Genomic DNA, 17,893 nt, shown 5'->3' with positions numbered 1-17,893 from the left:
GATTTCGCTCAGTAAGAAGAAATTTCGCTTTGACTGGTCACTTGTTACTAAGCGGTGAAAAAATCAGCGTCATTCTCAACAAACTAGGTATGCAATGAAGATTGGGCAGAATACCGCTTACGAAGCGCAGATAACCGATAGATCCGAGGCGGGTGGAGTGTCGCAGCAGCCCAAGCAGAAGTTCACTCAAACCAAGAACTCGCGTCCCAGCGCGCTGTCGGCACTCCCTCCCCTAGGTACGCGTCAGACGCGCAATTCTCTGCCAACCCAACCGCCGCGCCTGAAAGTTATATCGCGTCATAGTTCGGCAGCCGAGTGTGGCGCTCCTACATTCAGCGGCACCCCATCGTTCGGGGGCGGAGGGCAGAAAAGTTCTAGTTCGAAGGCATCGAGTTCTTCTCGATATGCGGCCTTAATGCAAAGCAAACCTCCGTTATTCCTCCTCCGCAATGTGCCTTATGTCTCCCAAGGGAGTGAACGGATGGGTTGCTGGTACGCATGTGCCAGGATGATAGGCCATAGCGCCGAAGCCGGTCCTAGACTAGGTCTTCCTCAACGTTATAGTTCGGACGCTGGTCATCAGGCACTAAAAGAACCAGCTGATATTGAGCAATTCATTTCGAACGAGGGACTATCGAGGGTCAATCTACCAGATTCACAAGCGTTTTCGCTCGAGGAGTTGGTCTCTCTTCTCGAGCAGCACGGTCCCATTCTTTTCGCGTGGCACCCCAACCAGAACAATGGGCACATGTCAGTTCTGATAGGTGTTGACAAGAAGACCAGCAGTGTTGTTTACCATGATCCTCAGAAAGGTCCGGACAGGGGCATGCCGCTAAGTCACTTCAATCAGCACCTTGCATGGGAGGTGCCGTACGCCATGATGCATCGTTAAGCCCAGTTCGTTCTGGCGGAGTTTGCCCCTAAGGAACGCTTGCAAGCCCCCGTCGCGAAGTGCCATTCGCGCCGGGGAAGGATCTGCTTTTTTTCCAGGCCGGCACTATAGTACGTCACCTGGCAACAGTAAAACATCCCCCAGCAGTTGGTAAGTCTCATATCAACCTGCTAACTGCCAGCATACTATCCGTTGTGACGCTGTCCGCTTTGGGGCGGCCGTTGCCGGCCAATTGCGGACGGTCGATAGTGTCCGCAAAATTGATGGCGACTCAATATGACTAAAGTGGCTGGCGGTTGTTTGTCAAAGCTATATTTGGAAATTGATCATCATGCCCAACGTATTGATCGGGCAGTATTTTGTTTGGGCGACAGCAATTGGATTGAGTTAACTGCAATTGTCACAAATGGCCAAGGTGGTTTTAGCATACCTATGCCGTTTGGATGCGAATGTACTGTGACTGATATCACGGATCGTCAATGGGGTAACGCGAACTACGAAGTGGAATTCGCCTCATCGTATTCCAGAGATGGGATTTTCTGGGCCAAGGGTTTTCGTGAAGTCGCGGGCATTTAGTGTAATGAGCAAGACTGGAAATTGGATGATATATCTCGTGTTCTAACTAACAATGCAGCAATAAGCCGGCAGCACGCGGCCAATAGCAGGCATTAAAAACGTCCCTTCGCCAGCATTTTTTTAAAATTTAAAATTACGAAAGGGCCCGATTGTGCAATATCCTCCCGTACTCGAACCTTCCAAAGTAGGTACGTACCCAGCCGTTGCAAAGGCTGGTGGTGGTTTTGTTTGGGATGCTGTTCTCGAATACAGAGTGTGGTGTCACCCGGAACGAGGGGCGCCCGATGATGAGGATGGATCTGATTATTATTACGCCTTCGCCAGTTACGAAGATGCCGATGCATTTTCCAGAACTAATGACGGAACAGAGGAGCCGCTGGCGTTAGTCTTGCAACGTGAGTACATTGACGAATCAATTCCCGGACAATATGTTCATGTTCAGGAACAGCGAATTACTGAATGGCCTGTGGAGTTTCTATCCAGACCGCAGCGCGACACAATGACTATTCCAGAGTTCTTTGCTTCTAATGCTCCGGCGAATCGTTTAGAGATTCTACGAGGGCTAGCTCCGGGAAAGAATCGTGAAATCTAGTTTATGTGGAAAAATGATCTGGGAACGGGCAATAGCAGACGGCTGCAATCGGCCAGTGACGTCGCTTCACAGGCTGCTTCAGACTGTTATCAGACGTTCGGCCGCTGGTCTGACGAGAGGCACGCAACCCAAGCCGGCCAATAAAATTTCAAAATATTTTCTTGGGTGTCGCCAACAGTGGGCTTTTCATAGTCAGCACTCATTGCACTGCAATAGTAATTTCGGCAAATGAATTACGCGAATGGCAGTCCTGGAACCCTAAGAAAAATTAAGAATCAGCATTGAGCACCAAAACCTCCGCCAACGGGCATTTGAGCCGACAGGTTGGTGTGAAGCCTAACTGCACAACCTTCCAGGCAGCGCTCTCCTTGGTCAGGTTCGAGCGCACAAATAGCACAGGAATAGAGATGCGCGTCTCCTCGTCGCGCTGCACTCCAGGATCCCCCACATGCATGCGCTGGCAGCATGCCCACATGCGCAGATTTCATTTCCACCGCGCCGCGTCCTCCCCTACCATCGGCCGCATAAGTACTACCTTCACAAGGAGACCGCCGTGAACACAAGCGCTACCTATCTAGAAGCAGAAAGCCCACCTGCCACCAATGCCAGCCAACGCCGCCGCGCTATTGTCGCCACGGTGATCGGCAACGGGCTTGAGTGGTTCGACTTCACCGTCTACAGTTTCTTCGCCGTTATTATCGCGAAGCTCTTCTTTCCAACTGGCAATGACCTATCCTCATTATTGCTGGCCGTAGGTACATTCGGTGTGGGTTTCTTCATGCGTCCGGTGGGCGGCATCATCCTTGGCATCTATGCTGACCGCGTCGGTCGCAAGGCCGCGTTGTCGCTCACAATCCTCCTGATGGCGCTCGGCACCACGATCATCGGCCTGGCTCCCACCTATGACCAGATCGGTATGTTCGCACCACTACTGATCGTGATAGCCAGGCTGATACAGGGTTTCTCCGCAGGCGGAGAAATGGGCAGCGCCACCGCGTTCCTGACCGAGTACGCGCCTCTCCGAAAACGCGCCTACTACTCCAGCTGGGTCCAGGCCAGCATCGGCGTTGCGGTGCTGCTGGGCGCGGCCGTTGGCACCTTCGTCACCAGCTCCCTGAGCACGGAAGCGCTCCACAGCTGGGGCTGGCGTCTGCCATTTTTGCTCGGCATCGTCATCGGTCCGCTGGGTTACTACATTCGCCACCACCTCGACGAGACGCCGACCTTCCGCGAGACCTCCGACAAGTCCGACTCGCCGCTTGTTGAGGTATTGCGCAATTACCCGCGTGAAACCGCTGCCAGTTTTTCCATGGTGATCCTTTGGACCGTGTGTACTTATGTGCTGCTTTTCTACATGCCGACCTACTCGATCAAAGTATTGCATATGCCGCCGTCAACCGGCTTTATTGCCGGCATGGTCGGAGGCCTGACAATCATGGTGTTCTCGCCTCTGGTCGGGCTGTTGGCAGACCACATTGGTCGCCGTATCCTGCTGTCGGGTTCAGCACTGCTGATCCTGGTGCTCGTCTACCCGATGTTCGTCTATATTAACCAGATGCCGGGGCTGGTCTCGTTGATGATTTTTCAGTTTGTGTTCGGTGTGCTAATTGCCACCTACACCGGACCAATCCTTGCCGCGATGTCGGAGATGTTTCCGGCCAAGGTGCTGTCGACCGGGCTGTCGGTCGCCTACAACTGCGCTGTCACCATCTTCGGCGGCTTCGCCTCGTTCATCATCACCTGGCTGATTGCCACCACCGGCAGCACCATGGCGCCTGCTTTCTACGTGATGATCGCGGCGGCCATAAGCTCTATCGGCACACGTTTCGTGCGCGACCCTGACTACCTGAAAAAGAATTGATATGACCCAGATACTCCTCAAGGGCGGAAACGTTTTCGACCCTGCCCATGGCAGCATACTCAACCGTCATGATGTGCTGATCGAAGACGACCGCATCATCCAGGTGTCCGCGACACCGATCGACGCGCCCGCCGCGCAGTCGATCGACGTCACCGGCAAGACCGTTATGCCGGGCCTGATCGACTGTCACGTACACGTGCTAGCCTCGATTGCCAATCTCGGCCTGAACGCAGTGCAACCCAACGTGCTGGCAGCCATCCGCGCCTTGCCCATCATGAAAGCCATGCTTGACCGTGGCTTCACAACCGTACGCGATGCCGGCGGCGCCGACTGGGGCCTGTCGCACGCTATCGCCACCGGCCTGGTGCCGGGGCCACGCATCTTTCCGTCCGGCAGAGCACTGTCACAGACTGGCGGCCATGGCGATTTTCGGCCGCGCTCAGATGTACTGGAACCGTGTTCATGTGCCTTCCGTGCTGGCGCCATCGCTCGCGTGGTTGACGGCGTTGACGCGGTGCGGCTTGCGGTACGCGAGGAAATCCAGAAAGGCGCGACCCAGATCAAGATCATGGCATCGGGCGGCGTAGCATCGCCAACCGACCCGATCGGCAATACCCAGTATAGCGAGGACGAGATCCGCGCTATTGTGGCCGAAGCCGAGGCCGCGCAGACTTATGTGATGGCGCATGCGTATACCGGCCGTGCCATCGCCCGAGCGGTGCGCTGCGGCGTGCGTACTATCGAACACGGCAATCTGGTCGACCGTGAGGCAGCCGGGATCATGCGCGACCACGGCGCCTTCGTCGTTCCAACCCTTGTCACTTACGATGCCCTCGCCCGTGACGGCGCCCGCCTCGGCTTGCCGGCGGAATCGGTGGTCAAGATACAAACAGTACGCCAGGCGGGCCGCGACTCACTGCGCATCTATGCCGAAGCCGGCGTGCCGATGGGCTTCGGGTCCGACCTGCTGGGCGAGATGCACAATCACCAGTCCGACGAGTTCCGTATCAGGGCCGAACTGCTCGGCAATCTGGAGGCGATCCGCTCGGCCACTTCGATAGCGGCGGCAATCCTGCAACGCGAAGGAGAGCTCGGCACCGTCCGAGTCGGTGCGTTGGCGGACTTGATTGTTGTCGACGGCAACCCACTGGCAGACATCAGCCTGCTCGCAGGCCAAGGCAAACATCTCGCGCTGGTAATGCAGGCCGGCCGCCTGTATCGGCAAACAACCTGAAGCGCGCACGGGCCGCTTTGGGCCTATGATGGCAGTTTAATTTCTAAGCGACTGCCATGCGTATTTCCCCGCTTCCGCCACTGCCGTGCCTCATTGCATTCGAGGCTTCCATGCGCCACGGCAGCTTCACACGTGCCGCTGCCGAACTGCACCTGACGCAGAGCGCCATCAGCCGTCAGGTTGCTCAACTGGAGCGGTTTCTAGGAAAAAAACTCTTCATCCGTGAGCCACGCGCACTGCGCCTAACGGTGAGCGGACAATCCTACGCGGAGGAGGTACAGCGTTTGCTGGTCGCTTGTGCCGAAGCTACCGAAGCCGTGATGAAGCGCAAGGGCCATATCGAGCTGACCGTGGCCTGCTCATCCGGCGTTGCGGTGCTCTGGCTCATGCCCAGGCTCACGCGTTTTCGCGCCACCCATCCCGATTTCCACCTGCGACTGATCGTCAACGACAGCCTAGCTTCCTTGTCCGAAACCGAGTTCGACGTGGGTATGTATTACTTGCGAGAAGGGCCGCCAGCTGGCTTGGCTGCACGCAGGTTGTATGATGAGGAAGTCTTCCCGGTTTGCGCGCCGCACTACCTGGCCGGCCGAAAACTTACGCCGGCCGACCTACCCGAAGAGACGCTGCTTATGTTGGAGGACGGACAGCGCCAGTGGATGTCATGGCAGGTCTGGCTGGCTCAGAACGGGCTGACCGAAGCACGTACGGAGCACAAACTGGTGGCCAATCAGTACCCGATCCTGCTGCAGTTGGCAATGGAAGGTCAGGGTATCGTGCTGGCCTGGCGCCATATGATCGACGCCTGCCTGCGCGATGGGTTGCTAGTGCGGGCCTGCGATGCCAGTGCCAGCCTGGGCGGCGGCTACTACGCGGTATGGCCGCAGGACCGCACCGAACCCACGGCCGCACGCACCTTTCGCAACTGGTTGACACAGGAAAGCTCCGAAGGGATATAAACCTACAGTAAGCCTTACGTGCAGCAGGTTCAGGTTGGGACGAGTGCCATGCGCCTCGGCCGAGCCGCGCCTGTATTAATGTCTACAAGAGCAACAAAAGTCCGGATATCAATTGATAATACTGACCGCTAATATGTGAATGTGTTTTATTGTTCAACAAGTGCGGAGTATCAATTGCTAGACTATTTTCGGCCAGAAGCTGCGCTTCGTCTGAAGAATTTAAATGTCTGCTTTCGCTTGCGCATTGCAGACGATGAAGGAACCCATCTTGACCGACCAGTTGAATCCGCCGTCGGAAGCCGTCATTGGGTGCGTACGCACTTTAGAACTTGCTCCGCAAAAAACCTGATTGCTCCACAAAAAAGAAAAAGGCCCACCGAACGGTGGGCCTTTTAGATATTGGTGCTGGCTGCAGGACTTGAACCCGCCACCCCCTGATTACAAGTCCAGCGACAAAATCAATACTTTCAATAACTTACTGAATTTTCAGTTCCGCAATTTAGCAACTCCTGTAGTCTGCGAACGCAATGTCGGCGCGGGTTCATATGAAATTGCGGAACCATGAGGTCACCTATTTTTTTACATTTTAGACGCTGCGCGAATCACATTGGCCAGAAACCATCGCAGCATGCCCTCTGATCAGGCATTCGAACTCTAACCTTCAACTGGCTTCGCCCTTGGTAATCATTTCAACGGGAAGTGACGTTGATTTCGTAATCAATCTTACCTTGATACTTACAAAACTGATGACGGCGCCAATGCCGAGTGCCAGACCTGCCAGGATTAGCGCGACATGCATGCCCGCAAGGAGTTTTTCCGGTCCTCCTGCGACCAACGATCCGAATACCCCGACGCCGATGACGCCTCCCGTCTGGCGCGCGGCGTTTAACGCTCCGGAGGTAATACCTGTGCGTTGCTTATCGGCGTTGGCGAGAACGGCGGCCGTCATTGCGGGGACCGTCAGCGCCACACCGATGCCCGCCGCTAGTAGTGGACCAATGATGACGCTATAGGGAGTTCCGCCGTCGATGCCAGCCAGAGTCAGGTAACCGCAGGCGGCCAGCGCTTGCCCCATCACCATGGGGAGCCGCGGCCCGAACCGCGCGGTCAGCCGACCAGAAATCAAATTAGCGACGGTTACCAGTGCCGTCATCGGCAGAAAAGCTAGTCCAGTCATCAACGGTGAATACCCCTTCGTCGCCTGGAAGAATAGACTGAGCACAAACATCAGCCCGTAGTAGGCGAAGTTGGTGAGGAGTCCAACGATGCAGGAGGTACTCACCACTGAGGAGCGAAACAATGACAGCGGCAGCATAGGATCCGCACCACGGGCTTCTGCCAATATGAACAACGCGCCGGCCACCAGGGAACAGGTAAAACCTGACAGGACTAGCGGATGCGTCCAGCCGAGTGCGCCGGCCTCGACGAATCCGAGGGTGAACCCACCTAGCGCGAGAATCGCCAACACTTGCCCGGCGAGGTCCAGTCCACGGTTGGGTGTCTTTGAACCCGACGGGGCATAGGATAAAGTCAACCAGATGCCTAAGAGCCCGAGTGGCAGGTTGAGGAAGAAGATGCTCGGCCAACCGAAGCGATCCACCATGATGCCGCCAACGACCGGCCCGGCTGCAAGCGCCAAGCCGCCAACGCCAGCCCATATGCTCACGGCTCGGGCACGGGAGGCCGCTTCCGGAAAGCTGGCGCTAAGCAACGCCAACGAGGCTGGTACACAAAGTGCCGCACCCACTCCTTGGACGGCACGGCCCGCAATGAGGGCACCGATTGTGCCCGCCAAGCCGCAGGCCAGTGAGGCAATGGTAAACAACGCAAAGCCTATGACGAAGATTCGTTTGGCACCGAAGCGGTCACCAATGGCACCTGCCGTTAGCAGCAGACTCGCGAAGACCAGCGTGTAAGCGTTAATGATCCATTGCAAACCGGTCACGTTGGTGCTGAGCGACGCTTGGATCCTTTCCAGCGCAACGTTCACGACTGTGACGTCGAGAGTGACGAGGACCAAGCCTAGGCTGGTGGCTATCAAGGTCAGGCGTGGCGATGTTGATTGATTCGGTTTCAGATAAGACATGAGAGGAGAGTCCCGGAGATTGTTTTCTTGTTGAAAAATGGTCGTCACGAAAACCGCTGACTAATTCCAATCTCATTGTATTACCTTAAAAAATTATATAAACTGCCATTTTGTTTGATAACTACCTAGTAAATATTGGCAATGGACATCCTCAAGGCTATGACCATCTTCATCCGTGTAGTTGACACGGGGAGTCTGACGGCGGCGGCCGCGGAATGCGACCTTTCGCCAACCATGGTGGGCAACCATTTGCAGGCGCTAGAGGATCATCTCGGTACACGCCTCATCAATCGGACCACACGGCGGCAAAATCTGACTGAATTCGGCAAGGCCTATTACGAACGATGCATTGAGATCCTGGGTCTCGTTGGGGATGCCGATGCCCTCGCACTCGAAACACAAACCAGCCCCAAAGGGCGACTTCGTGTTACCGCATCTGCGACTTTCGGCACGGAACGATTGGTCCCCGCGCTCGCCGACTATACGGCGCGCTATCCCAAAGTGAATCTCGACGTGGTCATCACCGACACTGTCGTGGATTTGGCTGAGGACGGATTCGAGGCGGCGATCCGCCTTGGCAACCTTCAGGGTTCCGACCTGATTGCGCGCCCGCTTGCACCGTATAGATTGATGATTTGCGCCGCACCGAGTTATCTGGCGAAGCGCGGCGAACCACGACGGCCGGAGGATCTTGCCCAGCACAATTGTTTGGCCTATACCTATTCCTCGCGGTCCGAGTGGCGATCGGCACAGGCATCCTGGCGCATGACCGGTCCAGAGGGCGAAATCAGCGTACCGATTTCAGGCCGGATGCAGATCGACAGCGCTCAAGGATTACGTCAGGCTGCGCTCGCTGGCATGGGTATTGTCATGTTGCCTGAGATAATGCTGTCAAAGGATATCGAGGACGGCCTTCTCGTTCGCCTGCTCCCCGGATACACGCCGCCGACCCGGCCGTTGAACCTCATCTACCTACGTGATCGCCGTATGTCGCCCAAGCTGCGCAGCTTCGTTGATTTCGTGGCGGAGCGCTTCAGCTTGAAGTCGTGATTTATGGGTAAATGCAGGGACCGACAAAGAGGAAATTGATGGTATTTCTGCGGCACAGAACCAGTTGAGACCAAGCAACCGCGACAATGACTGCGCACCATGTTCGACATCGCAGGAGGAAGCTAGTCAAACCTGCAAAATGATTTTTGCGGAACAAAAGAAAAAGGCCCACCGAACGGTGGGCCTTTTAGATATTGGTGCTGGCTGCAGGACTTGAACCCGCCACCCCCTGATTACAAGTCAGGTGCTCTACCAGATGAGCTAAGCCAGCTAAACTGCGAAGTCCGCAATTATACCTATTTAATTCGAGTTAGGGTAGGTCTCCCGCCTTTTTTTGGCGGTTCCGGATCTTTTTCCGGGTCCGTGCCGGACGAATTCTGTTTTGTGTCGCTGGATGACGACGGCACCGAGCTCAGGATCGGCGTTACCGTGGCGGTCGGCTCTGGATTGGCCTCTTGCTCGGCGGCGGCTTCGGTGTCCGTTTCAGCAGCCGTGGCCGATGGTTCGAACGCCATGCCCTGGCCGTTTTCGCGCGCATAGATGGCGATCACGTTTTCCACCGGCACCGAGATTTCCCGCGATACGCCGCCGAAACGGGCGCTGAAATTGACGAACTCGTTGTCCATCTTCAGGCCGCTGGTGGCTTCGAAACTGACGTTCAATACAATCTCGCCATTCTTGACGAACTGCATCGGCACGCGCGTGTGCGCATCTACCCTGGCCGCCAGATACGGGGTGTAGCCATTGTCGGTGCACCATTCATAAATGGCGCGCAACAAATACGGTTTGGTAGAAGTTTCTGACATGGGAAGCAACGGTACAAAAGCATGGGGAAATATGCACTGCCGCAGCGGCAGCGCATACCGGTAATCTACACGATCTTAACGACGCATGACTTTTTCGGACGGGGTCAGCGCTTCGATGTAGGCCGGGCGCGAGAATATACGCTCAGCATACTTCATCAGCGGCGCAGCCGTCTTCGACAGCTCGATGCCATAGTGATCCAGGCGCCACAGCAGCGGCGCGATGGCTACGTCCAGCATCGAGAACTCGTCGCCCAGCATGTATTTGTTCTTCAGGAACAAAGGCGCCAGCGTGGTCAGGCGGTCACGGATTTCCGAGCGTGCCTTTTCGTGGCTTTTCTCTGCTGCTTTGGTTTTCTCGTTCTCCAGCGTGTGCACGTGGATGAACAGTTCTTTCTCAAAGTTGAACAGCATCAGCCGCGCACGGGCGCGCATCAGCGGATCGGCCGGCATCAGCTGCGGATGCGGGAAACGTTCGTCGATGTATTCGTTGATGATATTGGATTCGTACAGAATCAGGTCGCGCTCGACCAGGATCGGCACCTGACCATACGGATTCATGGTCGAGATGTCTTCCGGCTTGTTGAACAAGTCGACATCGCGAATTTCAAAGTCCATGCCCTTCTCGAACAGAACGAGACGGCAGCGTTGTGAAAATGGGCAGGTTGTACCCGAATAGAGAACCATCATTTTTATAGTTCCTTAGAAACAAAAGGGTGAGACCCGATACGGCTCACCCCAAAACGCATACCCGCAAAATCGCGGGCATGAAAACTACTTGACGTCTTTCCAGTATGACGCGTTGAGACGCCATGCCAGAACGAAGAACATGCCGAGGAACAGCAGGACCCAGACGCCGAGGCGCTTGCGGGTGTTCTGAGCAGGTTCGCCCATCCATGCAAGATAGGACACCAGGTCAGCGACTGCAACGTCATATTCGACCTTGTTCATCTTGCCTGGCTTGACTTGCTCGAAACCGACAAACTTGTGTTCGGTCTTGCCCTCTTCATGCGGATCTTTCACGTCTTCGTATTTGGCAGTACGAATTCCTTCCAGTTCCCACAGGACGTGCGGCATGCCGACGTTAGGGAAGACCATGTTGTTCCAGCCAGTTGGCCGGGTGTCATCCTTGTAGAAAGTACGCAGATAAGTGTAAAGCCAGTCCGGGCCGCTGCCGGCGCCGGATGCCTTGGCGCGGGCGATCACCGACAAATCCGGAGGCGCGGCGCCGAACCAGGCCTTGCTGTCTTTCGGCGACATGGCGATGGTCATCAGGTCGCCCACTTTATCGCCGGTGAACAGCAGGTTGTTCTTGATCTGCTCGTCGCTCAGGCCGATATCGTGCAAGCGGTTGTAGCGCATCGACGATGCCGAGTGGCAGTTCAGGCAGTAGTTGACGAACAGCTTGGCGCCGTTTTGCAGCGCGGACAGGTTGTTGCTCTGTTCCGGCGCGGTATCGAGCGGATACCCGCCCTCTTCGCTGGCAAAAGCCAGCGCCGGAAGCAGCACCAGGGTCGCCACTAATTTTTTCAGCAATGTCATGTTCTTATCCTCTGGCTTAGTGCGGGTGATAGACAACACGGTCCGGCACTGGCTTGAATGTACCTGCGGCGCTCCACCATGGCATCAGCAGGAAGAAGCCGAAGTAGATGAAAGTGCAGACCTTGGACACCAGGCCGCCGATCGCCGAAGGCGGCTGCACGCCGAGGTAGCCGAGCACCACGAAGGTGATCGCGAACAGGATGTAGATGTATTTGTGCCAGCTCGGGCGGTAGCGGATCGACTTCACCTTGGAATGATCCAGCCAAGGCAGGCCGGCCAGGATGACGACCGAGACGCCCATCAGCACCACGCCGAAGAACTTGGCGTCGAACACGAACATGGCGCCGATGATGGCCAGACCGATGACCGAAGCGGCGATCTTGAGCACGCTGCTCAGGCTCGACTTCAGCCACAGCAGGGCGACAAAAGCGGCGACGCCGACTTGCAGGTAGACGATGAAGTCTGAAGTGACTGCGCGCAGGATCGAGTAGTAAGGCGTGAAATACCAGACCGGTGCGATATGCGGCGGCGTCTTCAGCGAATCGGCCGGGACGAAGTTGTTGTACTCCAGGAAGTAGCCGCCCATTTCAGGGCCGAAGAACACCACGGCGCTGAACACGATCAGGAATACGGCAACCGCCATCACGTCGTGCACCGAGTAGTAAGGGTGGAACGGCACGCCGTCCAGCGGCACGCCCTTGGCGTCCAGCTTTTCCTTGATCTCTACGCCGTCCGGGTTGTTGGAGCCTACTTCGTGCAGTGCGATGATATGCGCTACTACCAGGCCGATCAGGACCAGCGGGATCGCGATCACGTGAAACGAGAAGAAGCGGTTCAGGGTAGCGTCGGAGACCACGTAGTCGCCGCGGATCCACAACGACAGGTCAGGGCCGATGAAAGGAATCGCACCGAACAGGTTGACGATAACTTGCGCGCCCCAGTAGGACATCTGGCCCCATGGCAGCAGGTAGCCCATGAACGCTTCGCCCATCAGGCACAGGAAAATGCCGACGCCGAACAGCCATACCAGCTCGCGCGGTTTGCGGTATGAACCGTACAGCAGGCCGCGCACCATGTGCAGGTAGACCACGATGAAGAAGGCTGAAGCGCCGGTCGAATGCATGTAGCGCACCAGCCAGCCCCACGGCACGTCGCGCATGATGTATTCGACGGAAGCGAACGCCAGCGCGGCATCCGGCTTGTAATGCATGACCAGGAAGATCCCGGTGACGATCTGGATCACCAGCACCAGCAGCGCCAGCGAACCGAAGGCGTACCAGAAATTGAAGTTCTTTGGCGCGTAGTACTCGGACAGATGGGCTTTCCAGGTCGACGTGACGGGGAAACGCGCATCGACCCAGTTCAGCGCCTTATCGGCGATGGGAGCATCGGCCGGCAGCTGTTTTTCGTGGAATGCCATGATTAAGCCTCACCTTTCTCGTCTTTACCAATGACGATCTTGGTATCGGACAGGTACATGTAGCGTGGCACGTCGAGGTTGTTTGGCGCCGGCTTGTTCTTGAAAACACGGCCGGCCAGGTCGAAAGTCGAACCGTGGCAGGGGCAGAGGAAGCCGCCTTGCCAGTCGTCCGGCAGCGAAGGCTGGGCGCCAGGGGCGAATTTCGAGGATGGCGAACAGCCGAGGTGCGGGCAGATGCCCACCAGCACCAGGGTTTCTTCGTGGCCGGCACGGCCGCGGTTGTTCGACTTGTTCTTGCAGTAGTCAGGCAAGTCCATGGTGTAGGGCTTGAGCGACTCGGGGTCGGCCACTTCGGAGGCGGTATGTTCCAGCCCCTTCAGTTGTTCCGGGGTGCGTTTCATGATCCAGACTGGCTTGCCGCGCCATTCGAACACTTGCATCTCGCCGGGTTTAATGCCGGAAATATCCACTTCCACTGGTGCACCCGCGGCTTTTGCGCGTTCGGATGGCTGGAAAGTGGAGACAAAAGCCCCCGCCGTCGCCAAACCGGCTACACCGCCTGCCGCGCATGTAGCCACGAGCAATCCACGTCGACCGGAGTCGACCTGCTTTTCGATACTCATACCAACCCCAATCAGTCAAAATACGAAACTTGCACGGAACTTCTAGCAACCCTAGATTATATCGAAGCTGAGGCCTGTTTTAAAGGAAATACATGCACGCAGGTACAAAATCAGCTAAATCCATGGAAATTGCGGCTAAACCTGGCACAATTCCCTTCAGAAGCCGATTCTTGCACTGCAGCAAGCAAGTCCAGGGGTGGAAAATAACAAGAATTGACAAATTTATCCTTTTAATCCTGCCGGGATCGCAGTATCTTCCCGATTGTCAACATTAGTTATGGAGAAACAACACATGGGCATGATGCAAGAATTCAAGACCTTTGCACTCAAAGGCAACGTGATGGACCTGGCAGTCGGCGTGATCATCGGCGGCGCGTTCGGCAAGATCGTCGACTCCCTGGTGCAGGACATCATCATGCCGGTGGTCGGCAAGATTTTCGGCGGCCTGGATTTTGCCAACCACTACTTCCCGCTGAACGGCCAGAGCACTGAACTGACGCTGGCGGAAGCCAAGAAAGCCGGCGCTGTGCTGGCCTACGGCAATTTCATCACGATTGCCCTGAATTTTGTCATCCTGGCCTTCGTGATTTTCCAGATGGTGCGCATCATCAACAAGCTGCGCGGCGAAGTGCCTCCCGCGCCTGCCGCCGATCCGGAAAACACCGTGTTGCTGCGCGAAATCCGCGATTCACTGAAAAAATAACGGTGGCCTGCGCTCGTCGCCAAAGCCCGCTGCCTGCAGCGGGCTTTTTGTTTTCAGCGGCCCGGCGATAGCGGATTTGCGGGTTGCGGCGCAAGTTACCATGGGGTAATCTGCGCAATAACCGGCTTGGCTCTGCAACAACAAAATCCAGGCGCGGCACATAACGGCGGCACTGCGCATAAAGGAAGCCGAATTGCCCTCCCAAGACTTGCAACCGGAACAATTGAAAATCTGGCTTGCCGCGGTCGTGCGCAAGGACGCCGTCGCCTTCCGCGCCCTCTACGACGCCGCCTCGCCGAAACTGTTCGGCTTCGCGCTGCGTATACTAGTCAAGCACGAGTGGGCGGAAGAAGTGCTGCAGGAGAGTTTCGTCAGCATCTGGAACAACGCCGACAGCTACCAGGCCAGCCTGGCGGCGCCGATGACCTGGATCACCACCATCGTGCGCAACAAGGCATTCGATTTCCTGCGGCGCACGGACGGCGCGGTAGAAATCGATGCGGACACATTTGACAAGGAAGTCATGGACGCTATGGAAAGCGCCGATCCGACGCCGCTGGAGGCGCTGCAGCTGACTGCCGACGCCAAGGCGCTGGCGCATTGCCTGGCTCGGCTGGAAGCCATGCAGCGGCAAGCGATTGCCCTGTCGTTCTATCACGATCTCTCGCATAGCGAAGTGGCGGCGCAGCTGCAGCTGCCGATAGGCACCGTCAAGACCTGGATCCGGCGCGGGCTGGAGCGCCTCAAGAGCTGCCTCGGCAAGCTGGGGAGCGCCTGATGGATATCGAACGCAATCCTGTTTTGGTGGACAAGCTGGCAGCCGAATACGTGCTCGGCACCTTGCGTGGCGGCGCCTTGCGCCGTTTTGAAACCCTGCTGCGCCGTCATGCCGTGCTGCGCCAGGCTGTCGCCGAATGGCAGGACCGCCTGCACCCGATGGCGGAACTGGCGCCGCCGGCACAACCTCCAGCCGCAGTCTGGTCGGCCATCGAAACCAGGCTCGATTTGCCGCGCAAACCGCAACACAAACGCTCGGTCTGGCTCGAGCTGCGCGAAGACCTGAGCTTCTGGCGCGGCCTCGGCCTGGTTTCGACCACCGCCGCCATCATCCTGACCTCGCTGCTGCTGTCCCGGCAGCAGTTGCCGCCTGTCCCTGCGGCGCCGGCCGTATCGTATATCGCCATGCTGAGCAACGATCAGGCGCAGCCGATCGCCGTGGTGACCGGCGACGCGCCGGGCGGCCGCCTGCTGGTCAAGCTGGTGATTCCGCAGAAGATCGCAGCCGACAAGAGCCTGGAATTATGGGCAGTGCCGAAAGAAGGGCCGCCGCGTTCGCTCGGCCTGCTGGAAGCCAACGGCAGCATCAGCCTGACGCTGCCGGCCGACGCCACGCCGCAGACCGTGCCGCTGCTGGCGGTGACGCTGGAGCCGAAAGGCGGATCGCCGGATCCCAAGGGACCGACCGGCCCTATCCTGTTCAAGGGCGCCTGGATCAGGATATAGCAGCCATCAGCGCTCGCCGTCGCCGATGGTGATGATGCGCATCAGGAAGCGGTACAGGAAAAAAGCCGTGCCGTGCCACAGCCGCGCGCGCCAGGAACGGTGGTTGAAGGCATCGGCCGATATCGGCTCGCCGTCGGCGATCCCGCTTGCTATCTGTTGCCGCAGCGCGCGCGAAAAATCGGCATCCATCACCACCACGTTGGCCTCCTGGTTCACCAGCAGGCTGAAACCGTCGAAATTGCTGGAGCCGACGGTGGCCCAGTCGTCGTCGATCACCGCCACTTTTGCATGCAAGGCGGTCTTGCGGTATTCGACGATCTTGACGCCGGCTTTCAGCAGTTTCGGATAATACGAATGGCTGACCGCGTCTTGCAGCCGGAACTGTCCCACGCCCAGCAGCAAGGTGACGTCGACTCCGCGCAGCGCCGCCTGTTCCAGGCCGCGCCGCAATTTCCGGCTCGGGGCAAAATAAGGGCTGGTCAGCAAGGCGCTCTGGCGCGCATGGCCGAGCGCCTGCAGGTAGGCGCGCTGGATGGTGCGGCGGTTGCGCAGGTTATCGCGCAGCACCAGGCCGGCCGATGCCGGACCATGGGCGACGCCGCCGCCCTTGAAACGGGTGCGCTTGAATTGCTGGAAACGCGCCAGCAGCTTCATCTCGCCCAGGCGCAGCCATTGCGCCTCCAGTTCGATATGGATCACGTTCACCAGCGTACCGCTGATGCCGACCGCAAAATCCCAGCGCGGCGCCGGCAGCGGCTGGCGCAGGTCGTCGTCGGAAACCATGTCGTCGATGATGTTGAGGCCGCCGACAAACCCGACCTGGCGATCGACCACGCAGATCTTGCGATGCATGCGCGCCACGCCGCGCCGGAACCAGGGATTGAAACTGCGGTACATGACCCCGCTCGCCGTGAATTCCTGCTGCAGCGATACCGAGCGCTGGCGGCCTGTGCCCAGCCAGTCGGCGATCACTCGCACGGCAACGCCGCGCTGCACGGCGCGCGTCAGCGCCTGCTGCACCAGCTGCGCGGTCTGGTCGTCGGCGAAGATGTAGGTTTCCAGGTAGATTTCGATGCGGGCAGCATCGATGGCGGCAATCAGCGCCGGAAAAAAGGCAGCGCCGTTGTGCAACAGCGTGATGTGGTTATCTGCGCAAAGATTTACCGCGCGCATGCGATGGCTATGAGGAGAGACGACATCCGCCGGTCTTTCTGAAGTTGTAATTGATGCTGCAGTCATCGCAACTTGAGCGTCGCCACGATGGGTGCATGGTCGGACAGTTTTGCCCATTCCGCTCCATGCAGCACTTCCGCCGATTCTACCGTAAAGCCGCGCAGGTAAATCCGGTCCAGCCGCAGCCAGGGAAAAGCGGCGGGGAAAGTGCGCGCCGGCTTGAGTTTCGGCGTCCGCCCTATCAGTTGCTGCAGGTAGGAACCGACGCCCTGCATCATGCCCTGCGCCGCGATCCGCTCATCGAATATTTCGGTGACATCGAGCCGCGCCCGCAGCAATTCGCTGAGGCGGTTGCCCCAGTCGTTGAAATCGCCGGCGATGATCAGCGGCGCTCCCGGCGGCGACGAACTGCGCACCGCCTCGATCAGGGCCGCGGTCTGGCGCCGGCGGCCGCCGCCGAACAAACCCAGGTGCACCACATAACAATGGATATCGGTGAATTCGGTCTTGAGGACGCAGTGCAGGATGCCGCGCGCCTCGTAGGCGTGGTCAGACACATCCTGGTTGCTCTGCGAGCCGATTTCAAAACGGCTCAGCAAGGCGTTGCCGTGGTGGCCGTGGTCGTAGACAGCGTTCATGCCGTAGGCGGCGTGGTGCGAATCGCCAGCCAGGTAATCATGCTGTGCCTGTTCCGGCCAGTGCGCCGCATGGCGCGCCGCCATCAGGTCGTGCCGGCCCTGCACTTCCTGCAGGAAAAAGATATCGGCCTCCATCCGGCTCAAGGCCTGTTTCAAGGCGTGCACGCGCGGGCGGCTGCCCAGCGACGATACGCCTTTGTGGATGTTGTAAGTTGCGATGCGCAGTTTCATGACTCTT

Annotated in this window: 18 protein-coding genes and 1 tRNA gene; 10 read left to right on the top strand and 9 right to left on the bottom strand. The window is 57.7% G+C overall.

Annotation, left to right across the window (positions count from 1 at the left end):
• Positions 1-94: 94 nt before the first annotated feature.
• The 6 genes from CFter6_RS26905 (at position 95) to CFter6_RS04255 (ending at position 6,114) form a co-directional block, all read left to right on the top strand.
• Positions 95-892 (top strand): papain-like cysteine protease family protein, encoded by a 798-nt coding sequence (locus CFter6_RS26905; RefSeq protein ID WP_417924785.1) that lies wholly within the window; start codon positions 95-97, stop codon positions 890-892.
• Positions 893-1,168: 276 nt separating this feature from the next.
• Positions 1,169-1,468, top strand: a complete 300-nt coding sequence (locus CFter6_RS25465) for a hypothetical protein (RefSeq protein WP_150118624.1) — start codon at positions 1,169-1,171, stop codon at positions 1,466-1,468.
• Positions 1,469-1,619: 151 nt separating this feature from the next.
• A complete protein-coding gene (locus tag CFter6_RS24885; protein ID WP_082814588.1) occupies positions 1,620-2,060 on the top strand; it encodes a GCN5 family acetyltransferase in 441 nt (146 codons plus the stop codon).
• Between the two features lie 553 nt (positions 2,061-2,613).
• The gene (locus tag CFter6_RS04265) at positions 2,614-3,921 is read left to right on the top strand and encodes an MFS transporter (RefSeq protein WP_061538871.1); all 1,308 of its coding nucleotides are present in this window, start codon (positions 2,614-2,616) and stop codon (positions 3,919-3,921) included.
• Position 3,922: 1 nt separating this feature from the next.
• Positions 3,923-5,155 (top strand): metal-dependent hydrolase family protein, encoded by a 1,233-nt coding sequence (locus CFter6_RS04260; RefSeq protein ID WP_061538870.1) that lies wholly within the window; start codon positions 3,923-3,925, stop codon positions 5,153-5,155.
• Between the two features lie 56 nt (positions 5,156-5,211).
• On the top strand, positions 5,212-6,114 hold the full coding sequence (locus tag CFter6_RS04255; RefSeq protein ID WP_061538869.1) for a LysR substrate-binding domain-containing protein: 903 nt from the start codon (positions 5,212-5,214) through the stop codon (positions 6,112-6,114).
• A gap of 661 nt (positions 6,115-6,775) precedes the next feature.
• Here CFter6_RS04255 and CFter6_RS04250 read toward each other — a convergent pair.
• Complete coding sequence (locus tag CFter6_RS04250; protein ID WP_082814586.1) at positions 6,776-8,248, bottom strand: MFS transporter; 1,473 nt, start codon at positions 8,246-8,248, stop codon at positions 6,776-6,778.
• Positions 8,249-8,341: 93 nt separating this feature from the next.
• On the opposite strand from CFter6_RS04250, the gene CFter6_RS04245 reads away from it, so the two are divergent.
• The gene (locus CFter6_RS04245; protein ID WP_061538867.1) at positions 8,342-9,250 is read left to right on the top strand and encodes a LysR family transcriptional regulator; all 909 of its coding nucleotides are present in this window, start codon (positions 8,342-8,344) and stop codon (positions 9,248-9,250) included.
• Between the two features lie 195 nt (positions 9,251-9,445).
• Here the strand turns inward: CFter6_RS04245 and CFter6_RS04240 are convergent.
• The 6 genes from CFter6_RS04240 to petA form a co-directional block, all read right to left on the bottom strand.
• A tRNA-Thr gene (locus CFter6_RS04240) sits at positions 9,446-9,521 on the bottom strand.
• Positions 9,522-9,546: 25 nt separating this feature from the next.
• Entirely contained in the window at positions 9,547-10,056 is a 510-nt protein-coding gene (locus CFter6_RS04235) for a ClpXP protease specificity-enhancing factor (protein WP_061538866.1), read from the bottom strand.
• Between the two features lie 75 nt (positions 10,057-10,131).
• The gene (locus tag CFter6_RS04230; RefSeq protein WP_014004653.1) at positions 10,132-10,743 is read right to left on the bottom strand and encodes a glutathione S-transferase N-terminal domain-containing protein; all 612 of its coding nucleotides are present in this window, start codon (positions 10,741-10,743) and stop codon (positions 10,132-10,134) included.
• 84 nt (positions 10,744-10,827) lie between these two features.
• A complete protein-coding gene (locus CFter6_RS04225; protein ID WP_061538865.1) occupies positions 10,828-11,595 on the bottom strand; it encodes a cytochrome c1 in 768 nt (255 codons plus the stop codon).
• Between the two features lie 16 nt (positions 11,596-11,611).
• Positions 11,612-13,018: a cytochrome b gene (locus CFter6_RS04220; RefSeq protein ID WP_061538864.1), complete on the bottom strand. Its 1,407-nt coding sequence runs from the start codon at positions 13,016-13,018 to the stop codon at positions 11,612-11,614.
• Positions 13,018-13,638 (bottom strand): ubiquinol-cytochrome c reductase iron-sulfur subunit, encoded by a 621-nt coding sequence (gene petA / locus CFter6_RS04215; RefSeq protein WP_014004650.1) that lies wholly within the window; start codon positions 13,636-13,638, stop codon positions 13,018-13,020. Before petA ends, CFter6_RS04220 begins: the two co-directional genes overlap by 1 nt.
• 292 nt (positions 13,639-13,930) lie before the next feature.
• Between petA and mscL the strand changes: the two genes are divergently transcribed.
• The 3 genes from mscL to CFter6_RS04200 all read left to right on the top strand — a co-directional run bounded on the left by mscL (position 13,931) and on the right by CFter6_RS04200 (position 15,844).
• Complete coding sequence (gene mscL / locus CFter6_RS04210) at positions 13,931-14,341, top strand: large conductance mechanosensitive channel protein MscL (RefSeq protein ID WP_061538863.1); 411 nt, start codon at positions 13,931-13,933, stop codon at positions 14,339-14,341.
• A gap of 193 nt (positions 14,342-14,534) precedes the next feature.
• Positions 14,535-15,119, top strand: a complete 585-nt coding sequence (locus CFter6_RS04205; protein ID WP_061538862.1) for an RNA polymerase sigma factor — start codon at positions 14,535-14,537, stop codon at positions 15,117-15,119.
• Positions 15,119-15,844: an anti-sigma factor gene (locus tag CFter6_RS04200; RefSeq protein ID WP_061538861.1), complete on the top strand. Its 726-nt coding sequence runs from the start codon at positions 15,119-15,121 to the stop codon at positions 15,842-15,844. Before CFter6_RS04205 ends, CFter6_RS04200 begins: the two co-directional genes overlap by 1 nt.
• Positions 15,845-15,850: 6 nt before the next feature.
• Here CFter6_RS04200 and CFter6_RS04195 read toward each other — a convergent pair whose 3' ends face one another.
• Positions 15,851-17,017, bottom strand: coding sequence for a phospholipase D-like domain-containing protein (locus tag CFter6_RS04195; RefSeq protein ID WP_061538860.1), 1,167 nt, complete (start codon positions 17,015-17,017; stop codon positions 15,851-15,853).
• Between the two features lie 62 nt (positions 17,018-17,079).
• The gene (locus CFter6_RS04190) at positions 17,080-17,886 is read right to left on the bottom strand and encodes an endonuclease/exonuclease/phosphatase family protein (RefSeq protein ID WP_061538859.1); all 807 of its coding nucleotides are present in this window, start codon (positions 17,884-17,886) and stop codon (positions 17,080-17,082) included.
• Positions 17,887-17,893: the final 7 nt, after the last annotated feature.

The organism is Collimonas fungivorans, from assembly GCF_001584145.1.
Classification (GTDB): domain Bacteria; phylum Pseudomonadota; class Gammaproteobacteria; order Burkholderiales; family Burkholderiaceae_D; genus Collimonas; species Collimonas fungivorans.
The sequence above is the reverse complement of the archived record's forward strand: the minus strand, read 5'-3'. Positions and strand labels throughout refer to the sequence as shown.